Annotated in this window: 18 protein-coding genes; 10 read left to right on the top strand and 8 right to left on the bottom strand. The window is 63.7% G+C overall.

Going from position 1 to position 19,311, the window contains the following annotated elements; all coding sequences use genetic code 11:
- Nucleotides 1-34 precede the first annotated feature (34 nt).
- From pilP to H7993_RS15775, 4 genes are read right to left on the bottom strand one after another with little or no spacing between them, the layout of a single operon-like run.
- On the bottom strand, nucleotides 35-562 hold the full coding sequence (gene pilP, locus H7993_RS15790) for a type 4a pilus biogenesis lipoprotein PilP (protein WP_122480443.1): 528 nt from the start codon (nucleotides 560-562) through the stop codon (nucleotides 35-37).
- A complete protein-coding gene (pilO, locus tag H7993_RS15785) occupies nucleotides 559-1,218 on the bottom strand; it encodes a type 4a pilus biogenesis protein PilO (RefSeq protein WP_122480444.1) in 660 nt (219 codons plus the stop codon). Before pilO ends, pilP begins: the two co-directional genes overlap by 4 nt.
- On the bottom strand, nucleotides 1,215-1,784 hold the full coding sequence (locus H7993_RS15780; RefSeq protein ID WP_185794938.1) for a PilN domain-containing protein: 570 nt from the start codon (nucleotides 1,782-1,784) through the stop codon (nucleotides 1,215-1,217). Before H7993_RS15780 ends, pilO begins: the two co-directional genes overlap by 4 nt.
- Nucleotides 1,785-2,849, bottom strand: a complete 1,065-nt coding sequence (locus tag H7993_RS15775) for a pilus assembly protein PilM (RefSeq protein ID WP_122480446.1) — start codon at nucleotides 2,847-2,849, stop codon at nucleotides 1,785-1,787.
- A gap of 183 nt (nucleotides 2,850-3,032) precedes the next feature.
- On the opposite strand from H7993_RS15775, the gene H7993_RS15770 reads away from it, so the two are divergent.
- Complete coding sequence (locus tag H7993_RS15770) at nucleotides 3,033-5,477, top strand: penicillin-binding protein 1A (protein ID WP_425312023.1); 2,445 nt, start codon at nucleotides 3,033-3,035, stop codon at nucleotides 5,475-5,477.
- An 88-nt stretch (nucleotides 5,478-5,565) separates the two neighbouring features.
- On the opposite strand, the gene H7993_RS15765 is transcribed toward H7993_RS15770, so the two are convergent.
- From H7993_RS15765 to rpmE, 3 genes are all read right to left on the bottom strand, one after another.
- Nucleotides 5,566-6,834 carry a malic enzyme-like NAD(P)-binding protein gene (locus tag H7993_RS15765; protein WP_185794936.1) on the bottom strand — a complete coding sequence of 423 codons (1,269 nt, stop codon included), beginning with the start codon at nucleotides 6,832-6,834 and terminating at the stop codon, nucleotides 5,566-5,568.
- A gap of 179 nt (nucleotides 6,835-7,013) precedes the next feature.
- Nucleotides 7,014-7,769: a thermonuclease family protein gene (locus H7993_RS15760; RefSeq protein ID WP_425312019.1), complete on the bottom strand. Its 756-nt coding sequence runs from the start codon at nucleotides 7,767-7,769 to the stop codon at nucleotides 7,014-7,016.
- Between the two features lie 50 nt (nucleotides 7,770-7,819).
- The gene (gene rpmE, locus H7993_RS15755; protein ID WP_043193699.1) at nucleotides 7,820-8,038 is read right to left on the bottom strand and encodes a 50S ribosomal protein L31; all 219 of its coding nucleotides are present in this window, start codon (nucleotides 8,036-8,038) and stop codon (nucleotides 7,820-7,822) included.
- A gap of 303 nt (nucleotides 8,039-8,341) precedes the next feature.
- Here rpmE and H7993_RS15750 point away from each other — a divergent pair, with 303 nt between their 5' ends.
- The 6 genes from H7993_RS15750 to H7993_RS15725 all read left to right on the top strand — a co-directional run bounded on the left by H7993_RS15750 (nucleotide 8,342) and on the right by H7993_RS15725 (nucleotide 15,860).
- Nucleotides 8,342-10,561 (top strand): primosomal protein N', encoded by a 2,220-nt coding sequence (locus H7993_RS15750; RefSeq protein WP_122480449.1) that lies wholly within the window; start codon nucleotides 8,342-8,344, stop codon nucleotides 10,559-10,561.
- 181 nt (nucleotides 10,562-10,742) lie between these two features.
- Nucleotides 10,743-12,479 carry an arginine--tRNA ligase gene (gene argS, locus H7993_RS15745; RefSeq protein WP_185794935.1) on the top strand — a complete coding sequence of 579 codons (1,737 nt, stop codon included), beginning with the start codon at nucleotides 10,743-10,745 and terminating at the stop codon, nucleotides 12,477-12,479.
- 1 nt (nucleotide 12,480) lies between these two features.
- A complete protein-coding gene (locus H7993_RS15740) occupies nucleotides 12,481-13,170 on the top strand; it encodes an SPOR domain-containing protein (protein ID WP_122480451.1) in 690 nt (229 codons plus the stop codon).
- Nucleotides 13,171-13,374: 204 nt separating this feature from the next.
- Nucleotides 13,375-13,905, top strand: a complete 531-nt coding sequence (hslV, locus tag H7993_RS15735; RefSeq protein ID WP_043191380.1) for an ATP-dependent protease subunit HslV — start codon at nucleotides 13,375-13,377, stop codon at nucleotides 13,903-13,905.
- Nucleotides 13,906-13,991: 86 nt separating this feature from the next.
- Nucleotides 13,992-15,329, top strand: a complete 1,338-nt coding sequence (hslU, locus tag H7993_RS15730) for an ATP-dependent protease ATPase subunit HslU (protein ID WP_122480452.1) — start codon at nucleotides 13,992-13,994, stop codon at nucleotides 15,327-15,329.
- A 153-nt stretch (nucleotides 15,330-15,482) separates the two neighbouring features.
- Entirely contained in the window at nucleotides 15,483-15,860 is a 378-nt protein-coding gene (locus H7993_RS15725) for a gamma-butyrobetaine hydroxylase family protein (RefSeq protein WP_122480453.1), read from the top strand.
- Here the strand turns inward: H7993_RS15725 and H7993_RS15720 are convergent.
- Nucleotides 15,857-16,135 (bottom strand): polyhydroxyalkanoic acid system family protein, encoded by a 279-nt coding sequence (locus H7993_RS15720; RefSeq protein ID WP_043191383.1) that lies wholly within the window; start codon nucleotides 16,133-16,135, stop codon nucleotides 15,857-15,859. The two genes, H7993_RS15725 and H7993_RS15720, sit on opposite strands and share 4 nt — an antisense overlap.
- Before the next feature lie 129 nt (nucleotides 16,136-16,264).
- On the opposite strand from H7993_RS15720, the gene ubiE reads away from it, so the two are divergent.
- From ubiE to ubiB, 3 genes are read left to right on the top strand one after another with little or no spacing between them, the layout of a single operon-like run.
- Nucleotides 16,265-17,035 carry a bifunctional demethylmenaquinone methyltransferase/2-methoxy-6-polyprenyl-1,4-benzoquinol methylase UbiE gene (ubiE, locus tag H7993_RS15715; RefSeq protein WP_043191385.1) on the top strand — a complete coding sequence of 257 codons (771 nt, stop codon included), beginning with the start codon at nucleotides 16,265-16,267 and terminating at the stop codon, nucleotides 17,033-17,035.
- Nucleotides 17,035-17,658, top strand: coding sequence for a ubiquinone biosynthesis accessory factor UbiJ (locus tag H7993_RS15710; protein WP_185794934.1), 624 nt, complete (start codon nucleotides 17,035-17,037; stop codon nucleotides 17,656-17,658). The genes ubiE and H7993_RS15710 overlap by 1 nt, the downstream gene beginning before the upstream one ends.
- Nucleotides 17,655-19,262, top strand: coding sequence for a ubiquinone biosynthesis regulatory protein kinase UbiB (gene ubiB, locus H7993_RS15705; protein ID WP_122480456.1), 1,608 nt, complete (start codon nucleotides 17,655-17,657; stop codon nucleotides 19,260-19,262). Before H7993_RS15710 ends, ubiB begins: the two co-directional genes overlap by 4 nt.
- The last annotated feature ends 49 nt before the right edge of the window (nucleotides 19,263-19,311 follow it).

Here is a 19,311-nt window from a genome sequence, read left to right as displayed (position 1 = left end):
TCGAGTTCCACTAGACATGCTTGACCCAAGCCCTTTACGAGCGCTCTTTGAGCGGGATGGTGCGAGGCCGCTCCAACCAACCACCATCCCCATCGGGAACGATTTCAACGACATCGACCTGGGCATCGCTGATGGCGATGATCCGCCCGTCGTTGCGACCCAGGTAATCGCCTACCTTCAGGCGGTGCACGCCACCGGCGCCGCGCATCAGGGCAAAGCGGCCACCGGCATTGCCCAAGGTGCCGACCATTTCGAAATCCTCGATGTTGAAACCCTCCAGGAATTGCTTGACCCGCGTGGTGTCGGGCTTGATGAGCCGGGAGCCCTTCTGCCTGTTCACCAGTTCGATCTTGATCGGTGGCTGGAACGGGCTGCGCAACGACGCGGCCTCGTAGCTGAACGCCTGATAGGGCGCAAAGCGCGGTATCGGTTCGATCTTGCCCTTGGGCCGTGCCTTGACCTCGGCCATGAATGCGTCGAGGTCGGCGAAATCGCCGTTGCCACCGCAACCTGCCAGCACCAGCATGCACGCGGCCAGGCCTGCAACGAATACTGCTTTCATTTCGCTTGCCCCTGTGTCGGTGCCGCGTCCGCGCCAGGCAGGCCTTGATCGTTGTAGCGGTAGGTCTTGGCCAGGATACTCATGCGCAGCTGGCTGTTGCTGGCCTTCGGGTCCACGGGTTTCACTTCGAAGTCGTGCAGGGTGACGATCCGCGGCAGGCTGGCCACGCCACTGACGAAGGTGGCCAGGTCGTGGTAGGTACCGGTCACGCTGATCTGTATCGGCAGCTCGATATAAAACTGCTGGGTCACCTCAGGCAACAATTTTATTTCTTCGAACTCCAACCCCGAACCCAGACCGGTGCGCGTGATGTCCTCGAGCAGGCCCGGCACTTCGGTGTCGCTGGGCAACTGTCGCAACATGGCGCCGAACGACGTTTCCATTTCCTGCATCTGTTCGGTGTAGGTTTCCAGGTTCGCCGCCTGGAAGGCCTTGGTGGAGAACTGCTCCTTGAGCGCAGTTTCCTGATCGGCCTGCTGCTGCAATTGCGCTTCGAGGTCCGAGATGTGGAAGTTGTAGCCCAGGCCGAGAATGAGCGCCATCAGCAACACGCCGGCAATCACCTTGACCGCGGTGGGCCACGAACCGATGTTGTTCAGGTCAAGCTCGCTGAGCTCGACCTTGCGCAGGCTGTCCATCCAGCTCGAAGGGTTCATTTGTCGTCCCCTTCGGCCTGGACCGGAGCGGTCTGGCGCACGTTCAGCTGGAAACTGTTGGCGCCGTTGACGTCGGCACTGGTGTTGGCCTTGACTTCGTTGAGGGCGGGCGCTTCCAGCCAGGGCGAAGCGTCGAGGTTGCGCAACAGGTCGGACACGCGGTTGTTGGTCTCGGCGGCGCCGGCAATGGCAATGCTCTTGTCGGTCATTTTCACGTCGGTGAAGTACACGCCGTCGGGCAGCGTGCGCGCCATCTGGTCGAAGATGCGCCCGATGATCGGGCGGTTGCCCTGCAGGTCCTGGATGGTTTTCATGCGCTCGAGCAATTGCTTGCGCCGCGCCTTGAGCTCACTGATCGACTTGATGCGCTGATCGAGCAGGACGATCTCGGACTGTAGGTGGGCATTGCGCGCCGTCTGGGTGTCGATGGCATTGCCGATGAATCGGTCCGCCAGAAAAATGACCGCGATGGCGCCGACCAGCACGCCGGCCATGGCAATCAGGAATTGTCGCTTGCGCTCTTCTCGCAGCTGCTCGCGCCACGGCAGCAGGTTGATCCTTGCCATCTAGTCGAAGCTCCTCAGCGCCAGGCCACAGGCGATCATCAAGGCCGGTGCATCGCTGGCCAGCGCACCGGCGTTGACCTTGCTGCTCAGGGCCATATCGGCGAACGGGTTGGCCACCAGGGTCGGGGTGCCCAGGCGTTGCTGGATCAGCCGATCCAGGCCGGAAATCGAAGCGGTGCCACCGGCGAGCATGATGTAGTCGACATCGTTGAACTGGCCGGCGGCAAAGAAAAACTGCAGCGAGCGCGACACCTGCTGTACCACGGCATCCTTGAACGGTTGCAGCACTTCGGCCACATAGTCGTCGGGCAGCCCGCCCTGCTTCTTGGCCAGGCCGGCTTCCTCGTTGGACAGGCCGTAGCGACGCTGGATTTCCTCGGTCAGCTGGCGCCCCCCGAACAACTGCTCGCGGGTATAGATGATGCGGCCGTTGTGCAGCACGCTGAGGGTGGTCATGGTCGCGCCGATGTCCACCACGGCCACGGTCAGGGCCTGGTTGCCACCGGCCAGCTGCGCGGTGAGCAGGCCAAAGGCACGCTCCAGCGCATACGCCTCGACATCCACCACCTTGGCGCTCAGCCCGGCCAGGGCCAGGGCAGCCTCGCGGACCTCGACGTTTTCCTTGCGGCAGGCAGCCAGCAATACCTCGACCCGCTCGGGGTTGCGCGCCGAATAGCCCTGAACTTCGAAGTCGATGGCGACTTCTTCGAGGGGGTAGGGAATGTACTGGTCGGCCTCGACCTTGAGCTGGGTTTCCAGCTCGTCGTCCGACAGGCCGGCATCCATCTCGATGGTCTTGGTGATCACCGCCGAACCGGCCACGGCCACCGCGACGATGCGGGTACCGGTGCGCGCCTTGACCAGCACGCGGCTCAGGGCATGCCCGACGCCTTCGAGTTCGGCAATGTTCTTCTCGACCACGGCATTGGCCGGCAACGGTTCCACGGCATACGACTCGACCCGGAAACGGTTGCCCGTGCGGCTCAGCTCGAGCAATTTGACCGACGTGGAGCTGATGTCGATGCCCAATAGCGAATGTGCTTTCTTGCTGAAGAGTCCACGCACAACCGATTCCCTATTACTATCCGCGACTTACGGACCCTTTGTCGTACGAGGCATTTAATAGCAGTCTTGACAGAAGCGCAAATGACGCTCCGGGTCGAAAAATGCTTATAATGCCCAGCGTTTTTTCCACGTACCGCGTGCTGCGCTTAACCCATTCTTTTATCTGGAAATCCAAAAGCCTTGATACGCCTGCTGAAGTTTTTCTGGTGGTCTTTCCTCGCCGTCGTCTGCGGGCTGTTGCTCGTGCTCAGCGGGGCATTTCTGTATCTCAGCCCCAGCTTGCCGTCTGTCGACGCCCTGCGCAGCGTCGAGCTGCAGATCCCCCTGCGGGTCTTCAGCAGCGACGGAAAACTGATCGCCGAGTTCGGCGAGATGCGCCGCTCGCCGATCAAGTTCGCCGAGATTCCGCCACATTTCATCCAAGCCCTGTTGTCCGCAGAAGACGACAATTTCGAAAACCATTACGGCGTCGACCCCAGCAGCCTCATGCGCGCCGCCTCGCAGCTGGTGCGCAGCGGTCATATCCAGACCGGCGGCAGTACCATCACCATGCAGGTCGCCAAGAACTATTTCTTGACGTCCGAACGCAGTTTTTCACGCAAAATCACTGAAATCCTCCTTGCCTTGCAAATCGAGCGCCAACTTACCAAGGATGAGATTCTCGAGCTGTACGTGAACAAGATCTACCTGGGCAACCGGGCCTACGGGATCGAAGCCGCCGCACAGGTGTATTACGGCAAGTCGATCCGCGACGTAAGCCTGGCGCAGATGGCGATGATCGCCGGCCTGCCCAAGGCGCCTTCGCGCTTCAACCCGCTGGCCAACCCGGTACGCAGCAAGGAGCGTCGCGACTGGATCCTGGGGCGCATGTTCCGCCTGGGCAAGATCGACGAAGCCAGCTACAACGCTGCCGTCGGCGAGCCGCTCAACGCCAGCTATCACGTGCCCACGCCGGAAGTCAGCGCGCCGTGGATCGCCGAAATGGCCCGTGCCGAAATGGTCGGTCGCTACGGCAGCGAGGCCTATACACAGGGCTTCAACGTCACCACCACGGTGCCGAGCAATCTGCAGGAAGACGCCAACCACGCCATCAGCTCCGGGCTGATCGCCTACGATCAACGCCATGGCTATCGCGGTCCGGAAGCTCGCCTGCCCGGCAAGACGCCGCGCGAGTGGGCCCAGGAACTGACTCGCCAGCGTCCGCTGAACGGCCTGGAGCCTGCCATCGTCACCAAGGTCGACAAGACGGGCATCGTCGTGCTCACCCGCGACGACAAGCAGGAGTCGATTGCCTGGGACAGCATGAAATGGGCGCGCCCCTTCATGAACACCAACAGTGTCGGGCGCACGCCTGCGCAGCCGTCGGACGTTGCGCAGGTAGGCGATCTGATCCGCGTACAGCGTCAAGACGATGACACCTTGAAGTTCAGCCAGGTACCGACGGTGCAGAGCGCGCTGGTGTCGCTGGACCCGCGCACCGGCGCCATCCGTGCCTTGGTCGGTGGTTTCTCGTTCGAACAGAGCAACTACAATCGTGCGATGCAGGCCAAGCGGCAGCCGGGCTCCAGCTTCAAGCCGTTCATCTATAGCGCGGCACTGGACAAGGGCTACACGCCCGCCAGCCTGGTCAACGACGCCCCCATCGTGTTCGTCGACGAGTCGGTGGACAAGGTCTGGCGACCCAAGAACGACACCAATACCTTTCTGGGCCCGATCCGTCTGCGTGAAGCACTGTACAAGTCGCGCAACCTGGTCTCGATCCGCGTGCTGCAGAGCCTGGGTGTAGACAGCACCATCGACTACATCAGCAAGTTCGGCTTCAACAAGCAGGACCTGCCCCGCAACCTGTCGCTGGCACTGGGCACCGCCACCCTGACACCGATGGAAATCGCCACGGGCTGGAGCGTGTTCGCCAATGGCGGCTACAAGGTTTCGCCGTACTTGATCGAACGTATCGACAGCCGCAACGGCGAGACCCTGTTCCGCGCCAATCCGCCGACGGTACCGGCCGACGACATCGCCGCCGCCACGCCCCAGGCGGCACCGGCCAGCGCGACCACGGTATCGGCCCCCATCGCGGTGGACGCCACCTTGACGCCAGGCGCCGCCCCGGCCCCGGTGATTGCCGAGCGGATCATCGACGGGCGCACCGCGTTCATCCTCACCAGCATGCTCGAGGACGTCATCAAGAAGGGCACCGGGCGCCGCGCCATGGCCCTGGGTCGCACCGACCTGGCCGGCAAGACGGGCACTACCAACGACTCGAAGGATGCCTGGTTCTCGGGCTACAACGCCGACTACATGACCACTGTCTGGTCGGGCTTCGACCAGCCTGAAACCCTGGGCCGGCACGAGTTTGGCGGCACCGTTTCACTGCCGATCTGGATGACCTACATGGCCGCCGCGCTCAAGGACAAGCCGGCTCATGTGCAGCCCGAGCCCGACGGCATCCTCAGCCTGCGGGTAGACCCGATCAGCGGCCGCGCGGCCGCACCGGGCACGCCGGGCGCCTACTTCGAGCTGTTCAAGAGCGAAGACACACCGCCTTCCAACAGCGAGTTCGGTGGCGGCAGCGCACCGGGCAGCCCGCTCCCGGCAGACGAATCGGCGCCGATCGACCTGTTCTGATACCAGACCGCGTCGATCCCTTCGCAGCCACCACAAAAAAAGCCCCGACTCTCGCGAGCCGGGGCTTTTTCATGGCGCGTCCAAAGGCTTAGCCGTTGAACACGTCATCCACGCTCTGCAGCGGGTAATGCTTGGGGTACGGCAGGGTGGCCACACCGGTCTCGATTGCAGCCTTGGCCACGGCGTCGGAGATCAGGGTGATCAGGCGTGGGTCCATCGGCTTGGGAATGATGTACTCGCGACCGAATTCCAGCGAGATACCGCCGTAAGCGTCGCAGACTTCCTGGGGTACCGGCAGCTTGGCCAGTTCACGCAGGGCGTTGGCGGCGGCGATCTTCATTTCTTCGTTGATGCGCTTGGCGCGAACGTCCAGGGCACCACGGAAGATGAACGGGAAGCCCAGCACGTTGTTGACCTGGTTCGGGTAGTCGGAACGACCGGTGGCCATGATCACGTCGTCGCGGGTGGCGTGCGCCAGTTCCGGGGAGATCTCCGGATCGGGGTTGGAGCAGGCGAACACGATCGGATTGGCGGCCATCGACTTCAGGCCTTCGGCGCTCAGCAGGTTGGGGCCCGACAGACCGACGAACACATCGGCGCCCTGCAGGGCATCGGCCAGGGTGCGTTTCTCGGTGGTGTGGGCGAAGACCGCCTTGTACTGGTTCAGGTCGTCGCGGCCGGCGTGGATCACGCCCGTGCGGTCGATCATGAAGATGTTCTCGATGCGAGCGCCCATGCTGACCAGCAGCTTCATGCACGAGATGGCGGCGGCACCCGCGCCCAGGCAGACGATCCTGGCGTCTTCCAGGGTCTTGCCGGCGATTTCCAGGGCGTTGATCATGCCGGCTGCGGTGACGATCGCGGTACCGTGCTGGTCATCGTGGAACACCGGAATGTCGCACTGCTCGATCAGCGCACGTTCGATTTCAAAGCACTCGGGCGCCTTGATGTCTTCCAGGTTGATGCCACCGAAGGTGATCGAGATACGCTTGACCGTGTCGATGAAGGCCTGCGGGCTTTCCGAGTCGACTTCGATGTCGAAGACGTCGATGCCGGCGAAACGCTTGAACAGAACGCCCTTGCCTTCCATGACCGGCTTGGAAGCCAGCGGGCCGAGGTTGCCCAGGCCCAAAATGGCGGTGCCGTCGGAGATGACCGCTACCAGGTTACCCTTGCCGGTGTACTTGTAGGCCAGCTCGGGATCGCGACCGATTTCGCGAACGGGCTCGGCTACACCGGGGCTGTAGGCCAGCGACAGGTCGCGGGCGGTTGCAGTGGGCTTGGTGAGTTCGACGCTCAGTTTGCCTGGGCGTGGATGGGCATGGTACTCGAGAGCGGCAGTTTTCAAATCTGACATTGGGGGCGTTCCGCTTTTACGTTGGTCTGACGAGACCCGCGAGGATACGCAAGATGCCTACACCCGACAAGACTACCCGGTCACATGCGTCAAGGCCCCTGGCCTACGACTTTCGGCGGGTACCGACAGGGCCGTCGAGGGCCTGCGAGGCAGCCCATGCACGGGCGCCTCTGGCCGGTTCACGGCTGTATCTGCACCATCTGCGGGGTGCTCACCGGCAACATCCAGCGCAACTGCCCGGCAGCCCGATTGCCGCGCCGATTGCGATCCAGCACCCAGCCGCGGGCCTCGACCTTTTGGCCTTTCAGGGCATCGAGCCAGCCTTCGGGGAACAACGCGAACACCTTGGGCGCGACGTGCAGGACCACCGAGTCGTCCAGTTCGATCCAGGCCCCGGCGCGGTTGCGTTCGACCTTGCTGACCCGCCCGCCGAGCAGGGCGAAGCCGGCACGCTCCACCTGCGCGGCGACGATGGCCGGCGATTGACGCCACAGCCCCAGCCCGGCCTTTCGAGCGGCGTGCTCGGCCTGCTGCTGGCAGGCCACCTGCTCGACATTGGGCGCCACAGCGACCTGCAGGGCCAGTCCTTCGGCCAGCAATTGCGCCTCGAAGTTCAGCCCACCGCGGCCATAGACATGGGCCAGGGTGCGCTGGTAGCGATCCTGGCTCTCGCGGCCCAACTGCAGGCCGACCAGGCCGTCGCTGTCATCGACCAGCGCCTGCAATCGGCGCCGCGCGGCCACGGCGTAGGGCTCGTCGCCGCGCCCCTGGCGACCGATCTCAGGCGCATTGATACCGATCAGGCGGACGCTGCGGCCATCCTGCAGGCGCAGGGTATCGCCGTCGATGACCTGGCGGACCTGGGCGGTGCCCAGCCCGCTCGGAGCCGGGCAGAAGGCCTCGGCCTGAGCGGCGCCAAGCCAGAAAACGCCCACAAAAAAGGCGCCCGCAAGGGGCGCCTTCTTCAACAGCGAGAGCAAACCAATCAAGCTTTCTTGGCGCCGAAGCCGCCGAAACGCTGCTTGAAACGGTCAACACGACCGCCAACGTCCAGGGTCTTCTGCTTGCCAGTGTAGAACGGGTGGCATTCGGAGCAGACGTCGAGGCTCAGTGGCTTGGCCAGAGTCGAACGGGTCTTGATGACGTTACCGCAGCTGCAGGTAGCGTCGATGGCTTCGTATACTGGATGGATATCGGCTTTCATGGTGACTTCCTCAGGCTGCGTGCCGCCACCCGACACCATTGTCGAGTACCGCACGTAATTAGGCCGCGTATATTAACAGAACAGGGCGAACACGCAAGGTGTCGCTCGCACCGGCCGTCGTCTGCTAGTCTGCGCACCTCGAACCCCGTGCGAGCGGCAACCAGCCGCGACCCGTAAATCACGTAGGAGCGGTCTCCGGCCGCGAATGGCGCACCACGTCATTTCGGTAACACCGCGGCGCAGCCCTCGCGGCCGATGACCGCTCCTGCGACTGCAGTTGCTCCCACTCAAGAGAACTCCCGCGTGCCCGACGTCATCCTGCGCCTCGCCCTGCCCTCGCCGCTGCGACGCCTGTTCGACTACAAGGCGCCCGCCAACACTGCGCACACCGTGTTCATGCCCGGCATGCGCCTGCGGGTACCATTCGGGCGGCGGGAAATGATCGGCATCCTGATCGAAGTGGCCAGCCACAGCGATGTACCGGCCGACAAGCTCAAGCCCGCCATTGCCCTGCTCGATGCGGTAAGCCCTCTGCCACCTGCGCTGTTCAAGTTGTGCCTGTGGACTTCGCAGTACTACCAGCACGGCTTGGGGGACACCCTCAGCTGGGCGCTGCCGGTGCTGCTGCGTCAGGGCGAACCGGCCGAAGCGCGCCAGGAGCGCTTCTGGCACGCCGCCGCCGATGCACGCCTGGACGACCCGCGCATCGCTCGCGCACCCAAGCAGCGCGATGCCCTCAAGACCCTGGCCCAGCACCCCCATGGCGTCGCCCATCAGCTGTTGAGCAAGCTGCAACTGAACAAGGACAGCCTCGACCTGCTGCTGGCCAAGCAACTGGTCAGCGTGGAAGTACGCCGCCACGGCCCCGGGCCGCGGGCCGAACACTGGCTGGCGCAACCGGAACTGCCGCTCAACGAAGAGCAACGCGCGGCTTTCGAGGCGATCCGCGCCAGCCTCGGCGGCTTCCATGCGTTTCTCCTCGCGGGCGTGACCGGCAGCGGCAAGACCGAGGTGTACCTGCAACTGATCCACGAATGCCTGGAAGCCGGCAAACAGGCGTTGGTGCTGATCCCGGAAATCAACCTCGGCCCGCAAACCCTGGCGCGCTTCGAGCAGCGCTTCAACGCACGCATCGCGCTGGTGCACTCGGCGGTCAATGACCGCGACCGCCTCGACGCCTGGCTGGCGGCACGCGATGGCGAGGCCGACATCATCATTGGCACCCGCTCGGCGCTGTTCACGCCGATGAAGAACCCTGGGCTGATCATCATCGACGAAGAGCATGACGGCTCCTATAAACAGCAGGAAGGCCTGCGTTACCACGCACGCGACCTGGCGCTGGTGCGCGCCAGCCAAGAGAACATTCCCATTGTGCTGGGCTCGGCCACGCCTTCCCTGGAGAGCCTGCACAACGCCCATACCGGCCGCTACGGCCTGCTGCGCATCGACCATCGCGCCGGTGGCGCCCAGCAACCCAAGTTCATGCGCCTGGATGTAAAGAGCCGGCCGCTGGACAGCGGCATCAGCGGACCGATGCAGCAGGCCATCGGCCAGACCCTGGCCAATGGCCAACAGGTGCTGGTGTTTCTCAATCGCCGTGGCTTCGCGCCCACCCTGCTGTGCCACGACTGCGGCTGGTTGTCCGAGTGCCCACGCTGCGATGCCCGTACCACGGTCCACCAACGCTCGGGCGAGTTGCGCTGCCATCATTGCGGGCATGTCGAACGCGTGCCGCGCCAGTGCCCCAAGTGCGGCACGGTGGACCTGCGTCCGGTCGGCGCCGGCACCGAGCGCGCCGAGGAACGCCTGGCGATCCTCTTTCCCGATTACCCGGTGCTGCGCGTCGACCGCGACAGCACCTCGCGCAAGGACGCGATGAACCAGCTGTTCGCAACCATCCAGAAAGGCCATCCGTGCATCCTGGTCGGCACCCAGATGCTTGCCAAGGGGCATCACTTTCCACGGGTCACCCTGGTGTCGATTCTGGATGCCGACGGCGGGCTGTTCTCCGGCGACTTCCGCGCCAGCGAGCGCATGGCACAGTTGATCGTTCAGGTGGCAGGCCGCGCCGGTCGCGCGGAGGAACCGGGCAAGGTAATCATTCAGACCCACCTGGCCGACCACCCGCTGCTGGTGCAACTGACCGAGCAGGGCTACTTCGCTTTCGCCGAGCAGGCCCTGGCAGAGCGACGGGGCGCAGGCCTGCCGCCCTTCGCGCACCTGGCACTGCTGCGTGCCGAAGCGCACAAGCCGGGCCAGGCCGAAGCCTTTCTGGATGAGGCCTGTGCGGCGGCCGAAGTGCTGGTGGCGCAACTGGCCCTGGGCGGCCTGGAGCTGCTGGGGCCGGTCCCGGCACCCATGGAACGGCGCGCCGGACGCTATCGCGCACAGTTGCTGGTCCAGGCAACGCTGCGCGCCCCACTGCACCGCCTGCTCAATGCCTGGATGCTGCAACTGGAGCAACTGCCGAGCGGGCGACAGGTGCGTTGGTCGCTGGATGTGGACCCGGTGGATTTGTATTGAGATAGACGCACCTGAGGCAGGGATCGGCGGCGTCCGCCGTCGCGGCTGGCGCCGCTGCTACAGGGGTGGCGGTTTGCACGGGGGATTTGCGGGTTGGCAACCCCGGCCAACAACCGGATAATACCCAGTTTTTCCACCCGTGCATCCAGCACCGCCGTACCTGCGGTCGACCGAGAACCCCATGAAAGACACCATTCGCCAGCTGATTCAACAAGCCCTGACCCACCTTGTCGCCGAAGGTGTGCTGCCAGAAGGTCTGACGCCGGCAATCCAGGTGGAAAACTCGCGCGACAAGAAGAACGGCGATTTCGCCAGCAACATCGCCATGATGCTGGCCAAGCCTGCCGGCATGAAGCCGCGCGACCTGGCAGAAAAGCTGATTGCCGCACTGCCGACCGACGAGCAGGTGAGCAAGGTGGAAATCGCCGGCCCCGGCTTCCTCAATTTCTTCCAGAACAGTGCTGCTCTCGCCGCGCGCCTGGACGCCGCCCTGGCCGATGCCCGCATCGGCGTGCGCAAGGCCGGCCCCGCGCAGCGTGTGGTGGTCGATCTGTCTGCACCCAACCTGGCCAAGGAAATGCACGTAGGCCACCTGCGTTCGACCATCATTGGCGACGGCGTGGCCAATGTGCTGGAGTTTCTTGGCGATACCGTGATCCGCCAGAACCATGTCGGCGACTGGGGCACCCAGTTCGGCATGTTGCTGGCCTATCTGCAGGAAAAGCCCGCCACCAGCGACGAGCTCTCCGACCTCGAGAATTTCTACCGCGCGGCCAAGCAGCGCTTCGATGAATCCGCAGAGTTCGCCGAGCGTGCCCGCGGCCTGGTGGTCAAATTGCAGGCCGGCGATGCCGAATGCCTGGCCTTGTGGAAACGCTTCAACGAAATTTCCCTGTCGCACTGCCAAAGCACCTACGAGCGCCTGAACGTCAAGCTGACGCCGGCCGACGTGATGGGCGAAAGCGCCTACAACGACGACCTCGCCAACGTGGTCGCCGACCTGAAGGCCAAAGGTCTGCTAGTGGAAAGCAACGGCGCGCAGTGCGTGTTCCTCGAAGAATTCAAGACGGCCGAAGGCACGCCCCTGCCGGTGATCGTGCAGAAGGCCGGTGGCGGTTATCTGTACGCCACCACCGACCTGGCAGCGGTGCGCTATCGCAGCAACGTGCTCAAGGCCGACCGCGCGCTGTACTTCGTCGACCAGCGCCAGGCCCTGCACTTTCAGCAGGTGTTCGAGGTCGCGCGCCGTGCCGGTTTCATCACCAACGGCATGCAGCCGGAGCACATGGGTTTCGGCACCATGAACGGTGCCGACGGACGTCCGTTCAAGACCCGTGACGGTGGCACCGTGAAACTGGTCGACCTGCTCGATGAAGCCGAGCAACGCGCCTACACCCTGGTCAAGGAAAAGAACCCCGAGACCGCCGAGGCCGACCTGCGCGTGATCGCCCGAGCCGTGGGCATCGGGGCGGTGAAATATGCCGACCTGTCCAAGCACCGCACCAGCGACTACAGCTTCAACTTCGACCTGATGCTCAATTTCGAAGGCAACACCGCGCCCTACCTTCTCTACGCCTATACCCGCGTGGCCGGTGTGTTCCGCAAGCTGGGCAAGAACTTCGCGGACGTCGAAGGGCAGATCGTGCTGGAAGCCGAGCACGAGAAGGAACTGGCTGCCAAGCTGGCGCAGTTCACCGAAGTACTGAACAACGTCGGCGAGAAAGGCACGCCCCATGTGCTGTGCACTTACCTGTACGATGTGGCCGGGCTGTTCTCCAGCTTCTACGAGAACTGCCCGATTCTGGCGGCCGAACACCCCGCTCAGCAAAACAGCCGCCTGCGCCTGGCGGCGCTGACCGGTCGCACCCTCAAGCAAGGATTGGCTCTGTTGGGCCTGGAAACACTGGAGCGTATGTAAGTTGGCTGCCAAGAAAAAACCCGCACCCAAACGCGGCGCCAGCCGCAATTCCGCACCTGCGAAGAAGCCCATCCCAGGCTGGCTGTGGCTGGCGATCGGCCTGAGCGTGGGGGCCTTCGTGGTGTTCCTCATGAAGCTCGAGCCGGGCAACAGCGACGTCAAGCGCGTCAAGGCCGAGCAACTGAAAGCGGAAAAGATCGCCGAGGCGAACAAGACGCCGCCCAGCCCGCAGGCACCGGTCAAGCCCAAGTACGACTTCTATACGCTGCTGCCGGAATCCGAAGTGATCGTGCCACCCGAAGCGGTGCCCGAGAAAACCCCACCGATTCCGGCCCAGGCGCCGGTAACCCCGGCCGAGGCAGCCAAGATCGACACTGCCCGGGCTCAGGCCGCGCTCAGTGGCGCGACCCCGCCGCCGGCCCCGCCGGTGATCAAGCCTGCCGCAACCACGCAGTTCTACCTGCAGGCCGGTTCGTTCCGCAAGCAGGCGGACGCCGACCGGGTGCGGGCGCAGATCATCCTGCTGGGGCAGTCGGTGAACGTGGAATCCGGGACGGTCAAGGAAGACACCTGGTACCGGGTGCTGGTGGGTCCGTTCAGCAACCGCGAGCAGCTGACCGTGGCGCAGAAACAGCTGGCCGGCAGTGGCTTTAGTAACCTGCTGTTGCAGCAAAGGCAGATCCGACAGTAAACCGCGGCGCGCCCTTCGCGGCCGCTGACCGCTCCTGCAGACCGTAGGAGCGGTCAGCGGCCGCGAAAGCCGTGACACGGACCTCCCGATACCCGCAAGCTGTCCCACCACCGCGCACAACCGACAAAGGTTGAAATCTCCTCACCCACCCCCATATTCGTTTCCATCAGGGCATTTTCGCCCCGCTGCGTGGAGACTCTCCCCTTGACCACCATCGTTTCAGTCCGCCGTCATGGCAAAGTCGTCATGGGCGGCGACGGCCAGGTTTCTCTCGGCAATACCGTGATGAAAGGCAACGCCAAGAAAGTCCGTCGCCTGTACCACGGCCAGGTCATCGCCGGCTTTGCCGGTGCCACCGCCGACGCCTTCACGCTCTTCGAGCGTTTCGAAGGCCAGTTGGAGAAACATCAGGGCCATCTGGTCCGTGCCGCCGTGGAACTGGCCAAGGAATGGCGCACCGACCGCTCGCTCAGCCGTCTCGAGGCGATGCTGGCGGTGGCCAACAAGGACGCTTCCTTGATCATCACCGGCAACGGTGACGTGGTCGAGCCCGAGGACGGCCTGATCGCAATGGGCTCCGGCGGCGCGTTCGCGCAGGCCGCGGCCAGTGCGCTGCTGAAGAAGACCGAGCTGGGCGCACGGGAAATCGTCGAGACCGCCCTGGGCATCGCTGGCGACATCTGCGTGTTCACCAATCACAACATGACCATCGAGGAGCAGGATCTCGCCGAGTGATCAGACGGTTGTGGGGCCAGGCCTGCACGCAATGCGTCGCAAGCCTTCACCCCTCCCTGCCTGAACCTCCGAGTCCGGAACACACCATGTCCATGACCCCCCGCGAAATCGTCCACGAACTCAATCGCCACATCATCGGCCAGGACGATGCCAAGCGCGCTGTCGCCATTGCCCTGCGCAACCGCTGGCGGCGCATGCAGCTGCCCGAAGAACTGCGCGTCGAAGTGACGCCCAAGAACATCCTGATGATCGGCCCTACCGGCGTCGGCAAGACCGAAATCGCGCGGCGCCTGGCCAAGCTCGCCAATGCACCGTTCATCAAGGTCGAAGCGACCAAGTTCACCGAGGTCGGCTATGTAGGCCGCGATGTCGAATCGATCATCCGCGACCTGGCCGATGCGGCCATCAAGCTGCTGCGCGAGCAGGAAATGGTCAAGGTTCGCCACCGCGCCGAGGATGCGGCCGAAGAGCGCATTCTCGATGCGCTGTTGCCCGCCGCCCGTGCAGGCTTCAACGAAGAGCCGGTGAGCAACGATTCGAACACCCGTCAGCTGTTCCGCAAGCGCCTGCGCGAAGGCCAGCTGGACGACAAGGAAGTCGAGATCGAGGTGGCCGAGCAGATGGGTGGCGTGGACATCTCCGCGCCTCCCGGCATGGAAGAAATGACCAACCAGCTGCAGAGCCTGTTCGCCAACATGGGCAAGGGCAAGAAGAAGAGCCGCAAGCTCAAGGTCAAGGACGCGCTGAAAATGGTCCGCGACGAAGAAGCCGGCCGCCTGGTCAACGAGGAAGAGCTCAAGGCCAAGGCACTGGAAGCGGTCGAGCAGCACGGTATCGTCTTCATCGATGAAATCGACAAGGTGGCCAAGCGCGGCAATGTGGGCGGTGCCGACGTGTCCCGTGAAGGCGTGCAACGCGACCTGCTGCCGTTGATCGAAGGCTGCACGGTCAACACCAAGCTGGGCATGGTCAAGACCGACCACATCCTGTTCATTGCTTCGGGTGCGTTCCACCTGAGCAAGCCGAGCGATCTGGTTCCCGAACTGCAGGGTCGCCTGCCGATTCGCGTCGAACTCAAGGCGTTGAGCCCGCAGGACTTCGAGCGCATCCTCAGCGAGCCACATGCCTCGCTGACCGAGCAGTATCGCGAGTTGCTGAAGACCGAAGGCTTGAACATCGAGTTCGTGCCCGAAGGCATCAAGCGTTTGGCCGAGATCGCCTGGCAGGTCAACGAGAAGACCGAGAACATCGGTGCGCGCCGCCTGCACACGTTGCTCGAGCGGTTGCTGGAGGAAGTCTCGTTCAGCGCCGGCGACATGGCCGCTGCGCACAGCGAGGCGCCGATCCAGATCGATGCCGAGTACGTGAACAGCCACCTGGGTGAGCTGGCGCAGAACGAAGACCTGTCGCGCTACATTCTGTAAGACGGCCTGTCATGCGCGGTGCGGCCTTTGCGGCCGCTGACCGCGCCTACGGAACGCGGCTCGCGGGCGACGTCAATGATCGTTCCCACAGGCCGGGTTCGCAGGAGCGGTGCGTGGCCGCGAAACAGACACCGCGCGACTTCGAGACCCACCATGACCAGAATCCCCAGCGCCATCAATTTGCACAAGGCCTCCAAGACTTTGAGCCTGACCTATGGCCCCGACGAGGTGTTTCACCTGCCCGCCGAGTTCCTGCGCGTGCACTCGCCGTCCGCCGAGGTCCAGGGCCACGGCAAGCCGATCCTGCAGGTCGGCAAACTGGGGGTTGGCCTGGCCAAGGTCGAAGCTGCAGGCCAGTACGCCTTGAAACTGACCTTCGACGACGGCCATGACAGCGGCCTGTTCACCTGGGACTACCTGTACCAGTTGGCGCTGCGCCAGGAGCAGCTCTGGGCCGACTACCTGGAACAATTGCGCGCGGCCGGCAAATCCCGCGACCCCGCCGAATCCGTGGTCAGGTTGATGCTTTAAGCCGCCAGGGCCTTGTCCAGGGCCTTTTCGATCTCGCTCTGGATGGTGCCGCTCATCATCGCCAGCATCATGCCCAGCTTCAGATCGATTCGAATCGCTTCGTCGTCGATCTGCACGGTGCCCTGTGCACCGCTGCGCTTGACCGCCACCGTGTCGCCTTGCCAGGTAGCCTGCACGTCATAGCGGTCGATCAGCTTCTGTACCACCACTTCAGCTTTCTGCCGCGCCGCGTCGCGGCCCAGATTGTGTTTGCGTTCGACGTTGATCTGGGTCATCGGGGATTCCAACAGGTAAGGGTTCAATGGCGCACAGTTTAACCCGGTTGCCCCGGCAATCCATCGTGCCAAGACAAAGCGCCCTTGTGCGGCTTAGAATGGTGCGTAATTTTTCCTGGTGACAGCGATATGAATGATCAGCGCAAAGGCGGCGATGCCGAACCCACCACTCACTTCGGCTACAAGCACGTACCGGAAAGCCAGAAGGCCGAAAAGGTCGCCGAGGTGTTCCACTCGGTAGCGGCCAAGTACGACTTGATGAACGACGTGCTGTCCGGCGGCATGCATCGGCTGTGGAAGCGCTTCACCATCGAGCTCTCGGGCGTGCGCGTGGGTAACCGGGTGCTCGACATCGCCGGCGGCACGGGCGATCTGGCACGCAAGTTCTCCGACCTGGTAGGGCCTACCGGCCAGGTGGTGCTCGCCGACATCAACGCCTCGATGCTCAAGGTCGGTCGCGACCGGCTGCTCGACCGCGGCGTGGCCGGCAACATCGAATTCGTCCAGGCCGATGCGGAAAAGCTGCCGTTCCCCGACAATCACTTCGATTGCGTGACCATCGCCTTCGGCCTGCGCAACGTCACCCACAAGGAAGCGGCCATCGCTTCCATGCTGCGCGTGCTCAAGCCAGGCGGGCGCCTGCTGGTGCTGGAGTTTTCCAAGCCTACCAACAAGCTGATGTCCAAGGTCTACGACGCCTATTCATTCGCGTTCATGCCGCTGGCCGGCAAGCTGATCACCAACGATTCGGAAAGCTACCGTTACCTGGCCGAATCGATCCGCATGCATCCCGATCAGGAAACCCTCAAGGCCATGATGGTGCAGGCCGGTTTCGACCGCGTCACGTATCACAACATGACCAGTGGCATCGTTGCCCTGCACCGCGGGATCAAGCCCTGATGCTGCTCGGTGGCCTGATCGCCAGTGTCGAACACGGTCTGAACCGTGTGCTGCGCCTGGACGCCACGGCGTTGCCGCGCCTGGCGCACCTGCACGGCAAGGTGATTGCCATCCAGGGCCGCCAGCCCGCCTTTAACCTGTACATACTGCCCAGTGCCAATGGCCTGATGCTGGCCCAGCAGTGGGCCACGCCGCCCGACTGCACGTTGCGCGCGCCGGCTGCCAGCCTGGTGCAGCTGGTATTGCGCAAGGACAAGACCGCGGTGCTGCACAGCCCGCAGGTCGATCTGGACGGCGACAGCACCGCGCTGCTGGACCTGGTCAAGGTGCTGCAGGACCTTGAACTGGACTGGGAATACGAAGTCTCACGCTGGCTGGGGCCGGTGCCCACCGCCTTGTTGGCCGGGCATTTGCGCAGCCGTACGGGCTGGACCCGTCAGAGTCTGGCCACGGCGACGCAGAACCTGGGTGAATACCTGGCCGAGGAAGCGCGTACATTGGTGGGCGAGCAGGAAGCCCAGGCCCGTTTCAGTGAGCTGGATGCTTTGAAAGTCGACGTCGAACGCCTCGAGGCGCGTATTGAGCGCCTCGCCCGATCCCACAATTCCAGCGATAACGCATGAAGCTGCTTGCCGTCCGCCGTCTGTTGCGCATCCAGCGCGTCATCATTCGTTACCGCCTCGATGACCTGATGTTCGCCCTGCCACTGCCGTGGTGGCTGAAAATCACCCGTTTCGCCATGCCTTGGCGCTGGCTGCCGCGCAGCCGCCAGGAACTCAACCGTGGCGCGCGCCTGCGCCTGGCCTTGCAGGACCTGGGGCCGATCTTCATCAAGTTCGGGCAGATCCTTTCCACCCGCCGCGACCTGCTGCCCGAAGACATCGCCGATGAGCTGATGCTGCTGCAGGACCGGGTGCCGCCGTTCGACCCCAAGCAGGCCATGGCCCTCATCGAGCAGCAACTGGGTGCGAAGATCACCGACGTGTTCAGTCGCTTCGACGTCGAGCCATTGGCGTCGGCCTCGGTGGCCCAGGTTCACGCCGCTCGGCTCAAGACCGGTGAAGAGGTGGTGGTCAAGGTCGTTCGCCCGGGGCTCAAGTCGGTCATCAGCCAGGATCTGGCCTGGCTGTTCCTGCTCGCCCGCCAGGCCGAGCGGCTGTCCGCCGACGCGCGCCTGCTGCACCCGGTCGACGTGGTCGCCGACTACGAACGTACCATCTACGACGAACTCGACCTGTTGCGCGAAGCGGCCAACTCCAGCCAGCTGCGGCGCAATTTCGAAGACTCCGACCTGCTCTACGTGCCCCAGGTCTACTGGGACTGGTGCCGGCCGAAGGTCTTGGTGATGGAGCGCATCTACGGCGTGCAGGTCACCGACATGGCCGCCCTGGCCGACCAGCGCACCGACATGAAGCTACTGGCCGAGCGCGGCGTCGAGATTTTCTTCACTCAAGTGTTTCGCGACAGTTTCTTCCATGCCGACATGCACCCCGGCAACATCTTCGTCAGCACCGTGGCACCGTGGAGCCCGCGCTATATCGCCATCGACTGCGGCATCGTCGGCAGCCTGACCCCTGAAGATCAGGATTACCTGGCGCGCAACCTGTTCGCCTTCTTCAAGCGCGACTACCGCCGCGTGGCCCAGCTGCACATCGATTCGGGCTGGGTACCGGCCGAGACCAAGCTCAACGAATTCGAAGCGGCGATCCGCACCGTCTGCGAGCCGATCTTCGAGAAGCCACTGAAGGACATCTCCTTCGGCCAGGTGCTCATGCGCCTGTTCCAGACCGCACGACGTTTCAACATGGAAGTCCAGCCGCAACTGGTGCTGCTGCAGAAAACCCTGCTCAACATCGAAGGCCTGGGTCGACAGCTGTACCCGGACCTCGACCTGTGGAGCACCGCCCAGCCGTTCCTGGAACGCTGGATGCGCCAGCGGGTCAGCCCGAAATCTTTGTTTCAGAATGTTCAATCGCAGGTCGAGCAATTACCTCACCTGGCCAACATGACCCGCGATCTGCTCGAACGAATGTCTCAGCCTCATCGCAAGGATCCACCGCCGCCCTGGGAGCAACGCCACGATCGCTGGGCCCTGCGGCTGCTCGGCGGCGCCTTGCTGGTGGGTGGAACGGTCACCGCCGTCTCCGGCATAGCCCTGGACAGCGTCCAGGCATGGCCCGCCTGGTTGATGCTGGCATCGGGCTTGTACCTGGTCGTGCGCCGATAGCCAGTCGCGCCATCGGCTGGCACACTAGCCCTCTCTGTTGTCGGAGTCG

Origin of the sequence: Pseudomonas baltica (genome assembly GCF_014235765.1) — a bacterium.
GTDB lineage: Bacteria > Pseudomonadota > Gammaproteobacteria > Pseudomonadales > Pseudomonadaceae > Aquipseudomonas > Aquipseudomonas baltica.
This window is presented reverse-complemented; position numbering and strand designations above follow the sequence as displayed.

Bases quoted from the DNA above. Each gene is read 5' to 3' on its own strand.
- pilP (WP_122480443.1), bottom strand. From the start codon at position 562: ATGAAAGCAGTATTCGTTGCAGGCCTGGCCGCGTGCATGCTGGTGCTG.
- pilO (WP_122480444.1), bottom strand. From the start codon at position 1,218: ATGAACCCTTCGAGCTGGATGGACAGCCTGCGCAAGGTCGAGCTCAGC.
- H7993_RS15780 (WP_185794938.1), bottom strand. From the start codon at position 1,784: ATGGCAAGGATCAACCTGCTGCCGTGGCGCGAGCAGCTGCGAGAAGAG.
- H7993_RS15765 (WP_185794936.1), bottom strand. From the start codon at position 6,834: ATGTCAGATTTGAAAACTGCCGCTCTCGAGTACCATGCCCATCCACGC.
- rpmE (WP_043193699.1), bottom strand. From the start codon at position 8,038: ATGAAAGCCGATATCCATCCAGTATACGAAGCCATCGACGCTACCTGC.
- argS (WP_185794935.1), top strand. From the start codon at position 10,743: ATGAAAGACACCATTCGCCAGCTGATTCAACAAGCCCTGACCCACCTT.
- hslU (WP_122480452.1), top strand. From the start codon at position 13,992: ATGTCCATGACCCCCCGCGAAATCGTCCACGAACTCAATCGCCACATC.
- H7993_RS15725 (WP_122480453.1), top strand. From the start codon at position 15,483: ATGACCAGAATCCCCAGCGCCATCAATTTGCACAAGGCCTCCAAGACT.
- H7993_RS15720 (WP_043191383.1), bottom strand. From the start codon at position 16,135: ATGACCCAGATCAACGTCGAACGCAAACACAATCTGGGCCGCGACGCG.
- ubiE (WP_043191385.1), top strand. From the start codon at position 16,265: ATGAATGATCAGCGCAAAGGCGGCGATGCCGAACCCACCACTCACTTC.
- H7993_RS15710 (WP_185794934.1), top strand. From the start codon at position 17,035: ATGCTGCTCGGTGGCCTGATCGCCAGTGTCGAACACGGTCTGAACCGT.
- ubiB (WP_122480456.1), top strand. From the start codon at position 17,655: ATGAAGCTGCTTGCCGTCCGCCGTCTGTTGCGCATCCAGCGCGTCATC.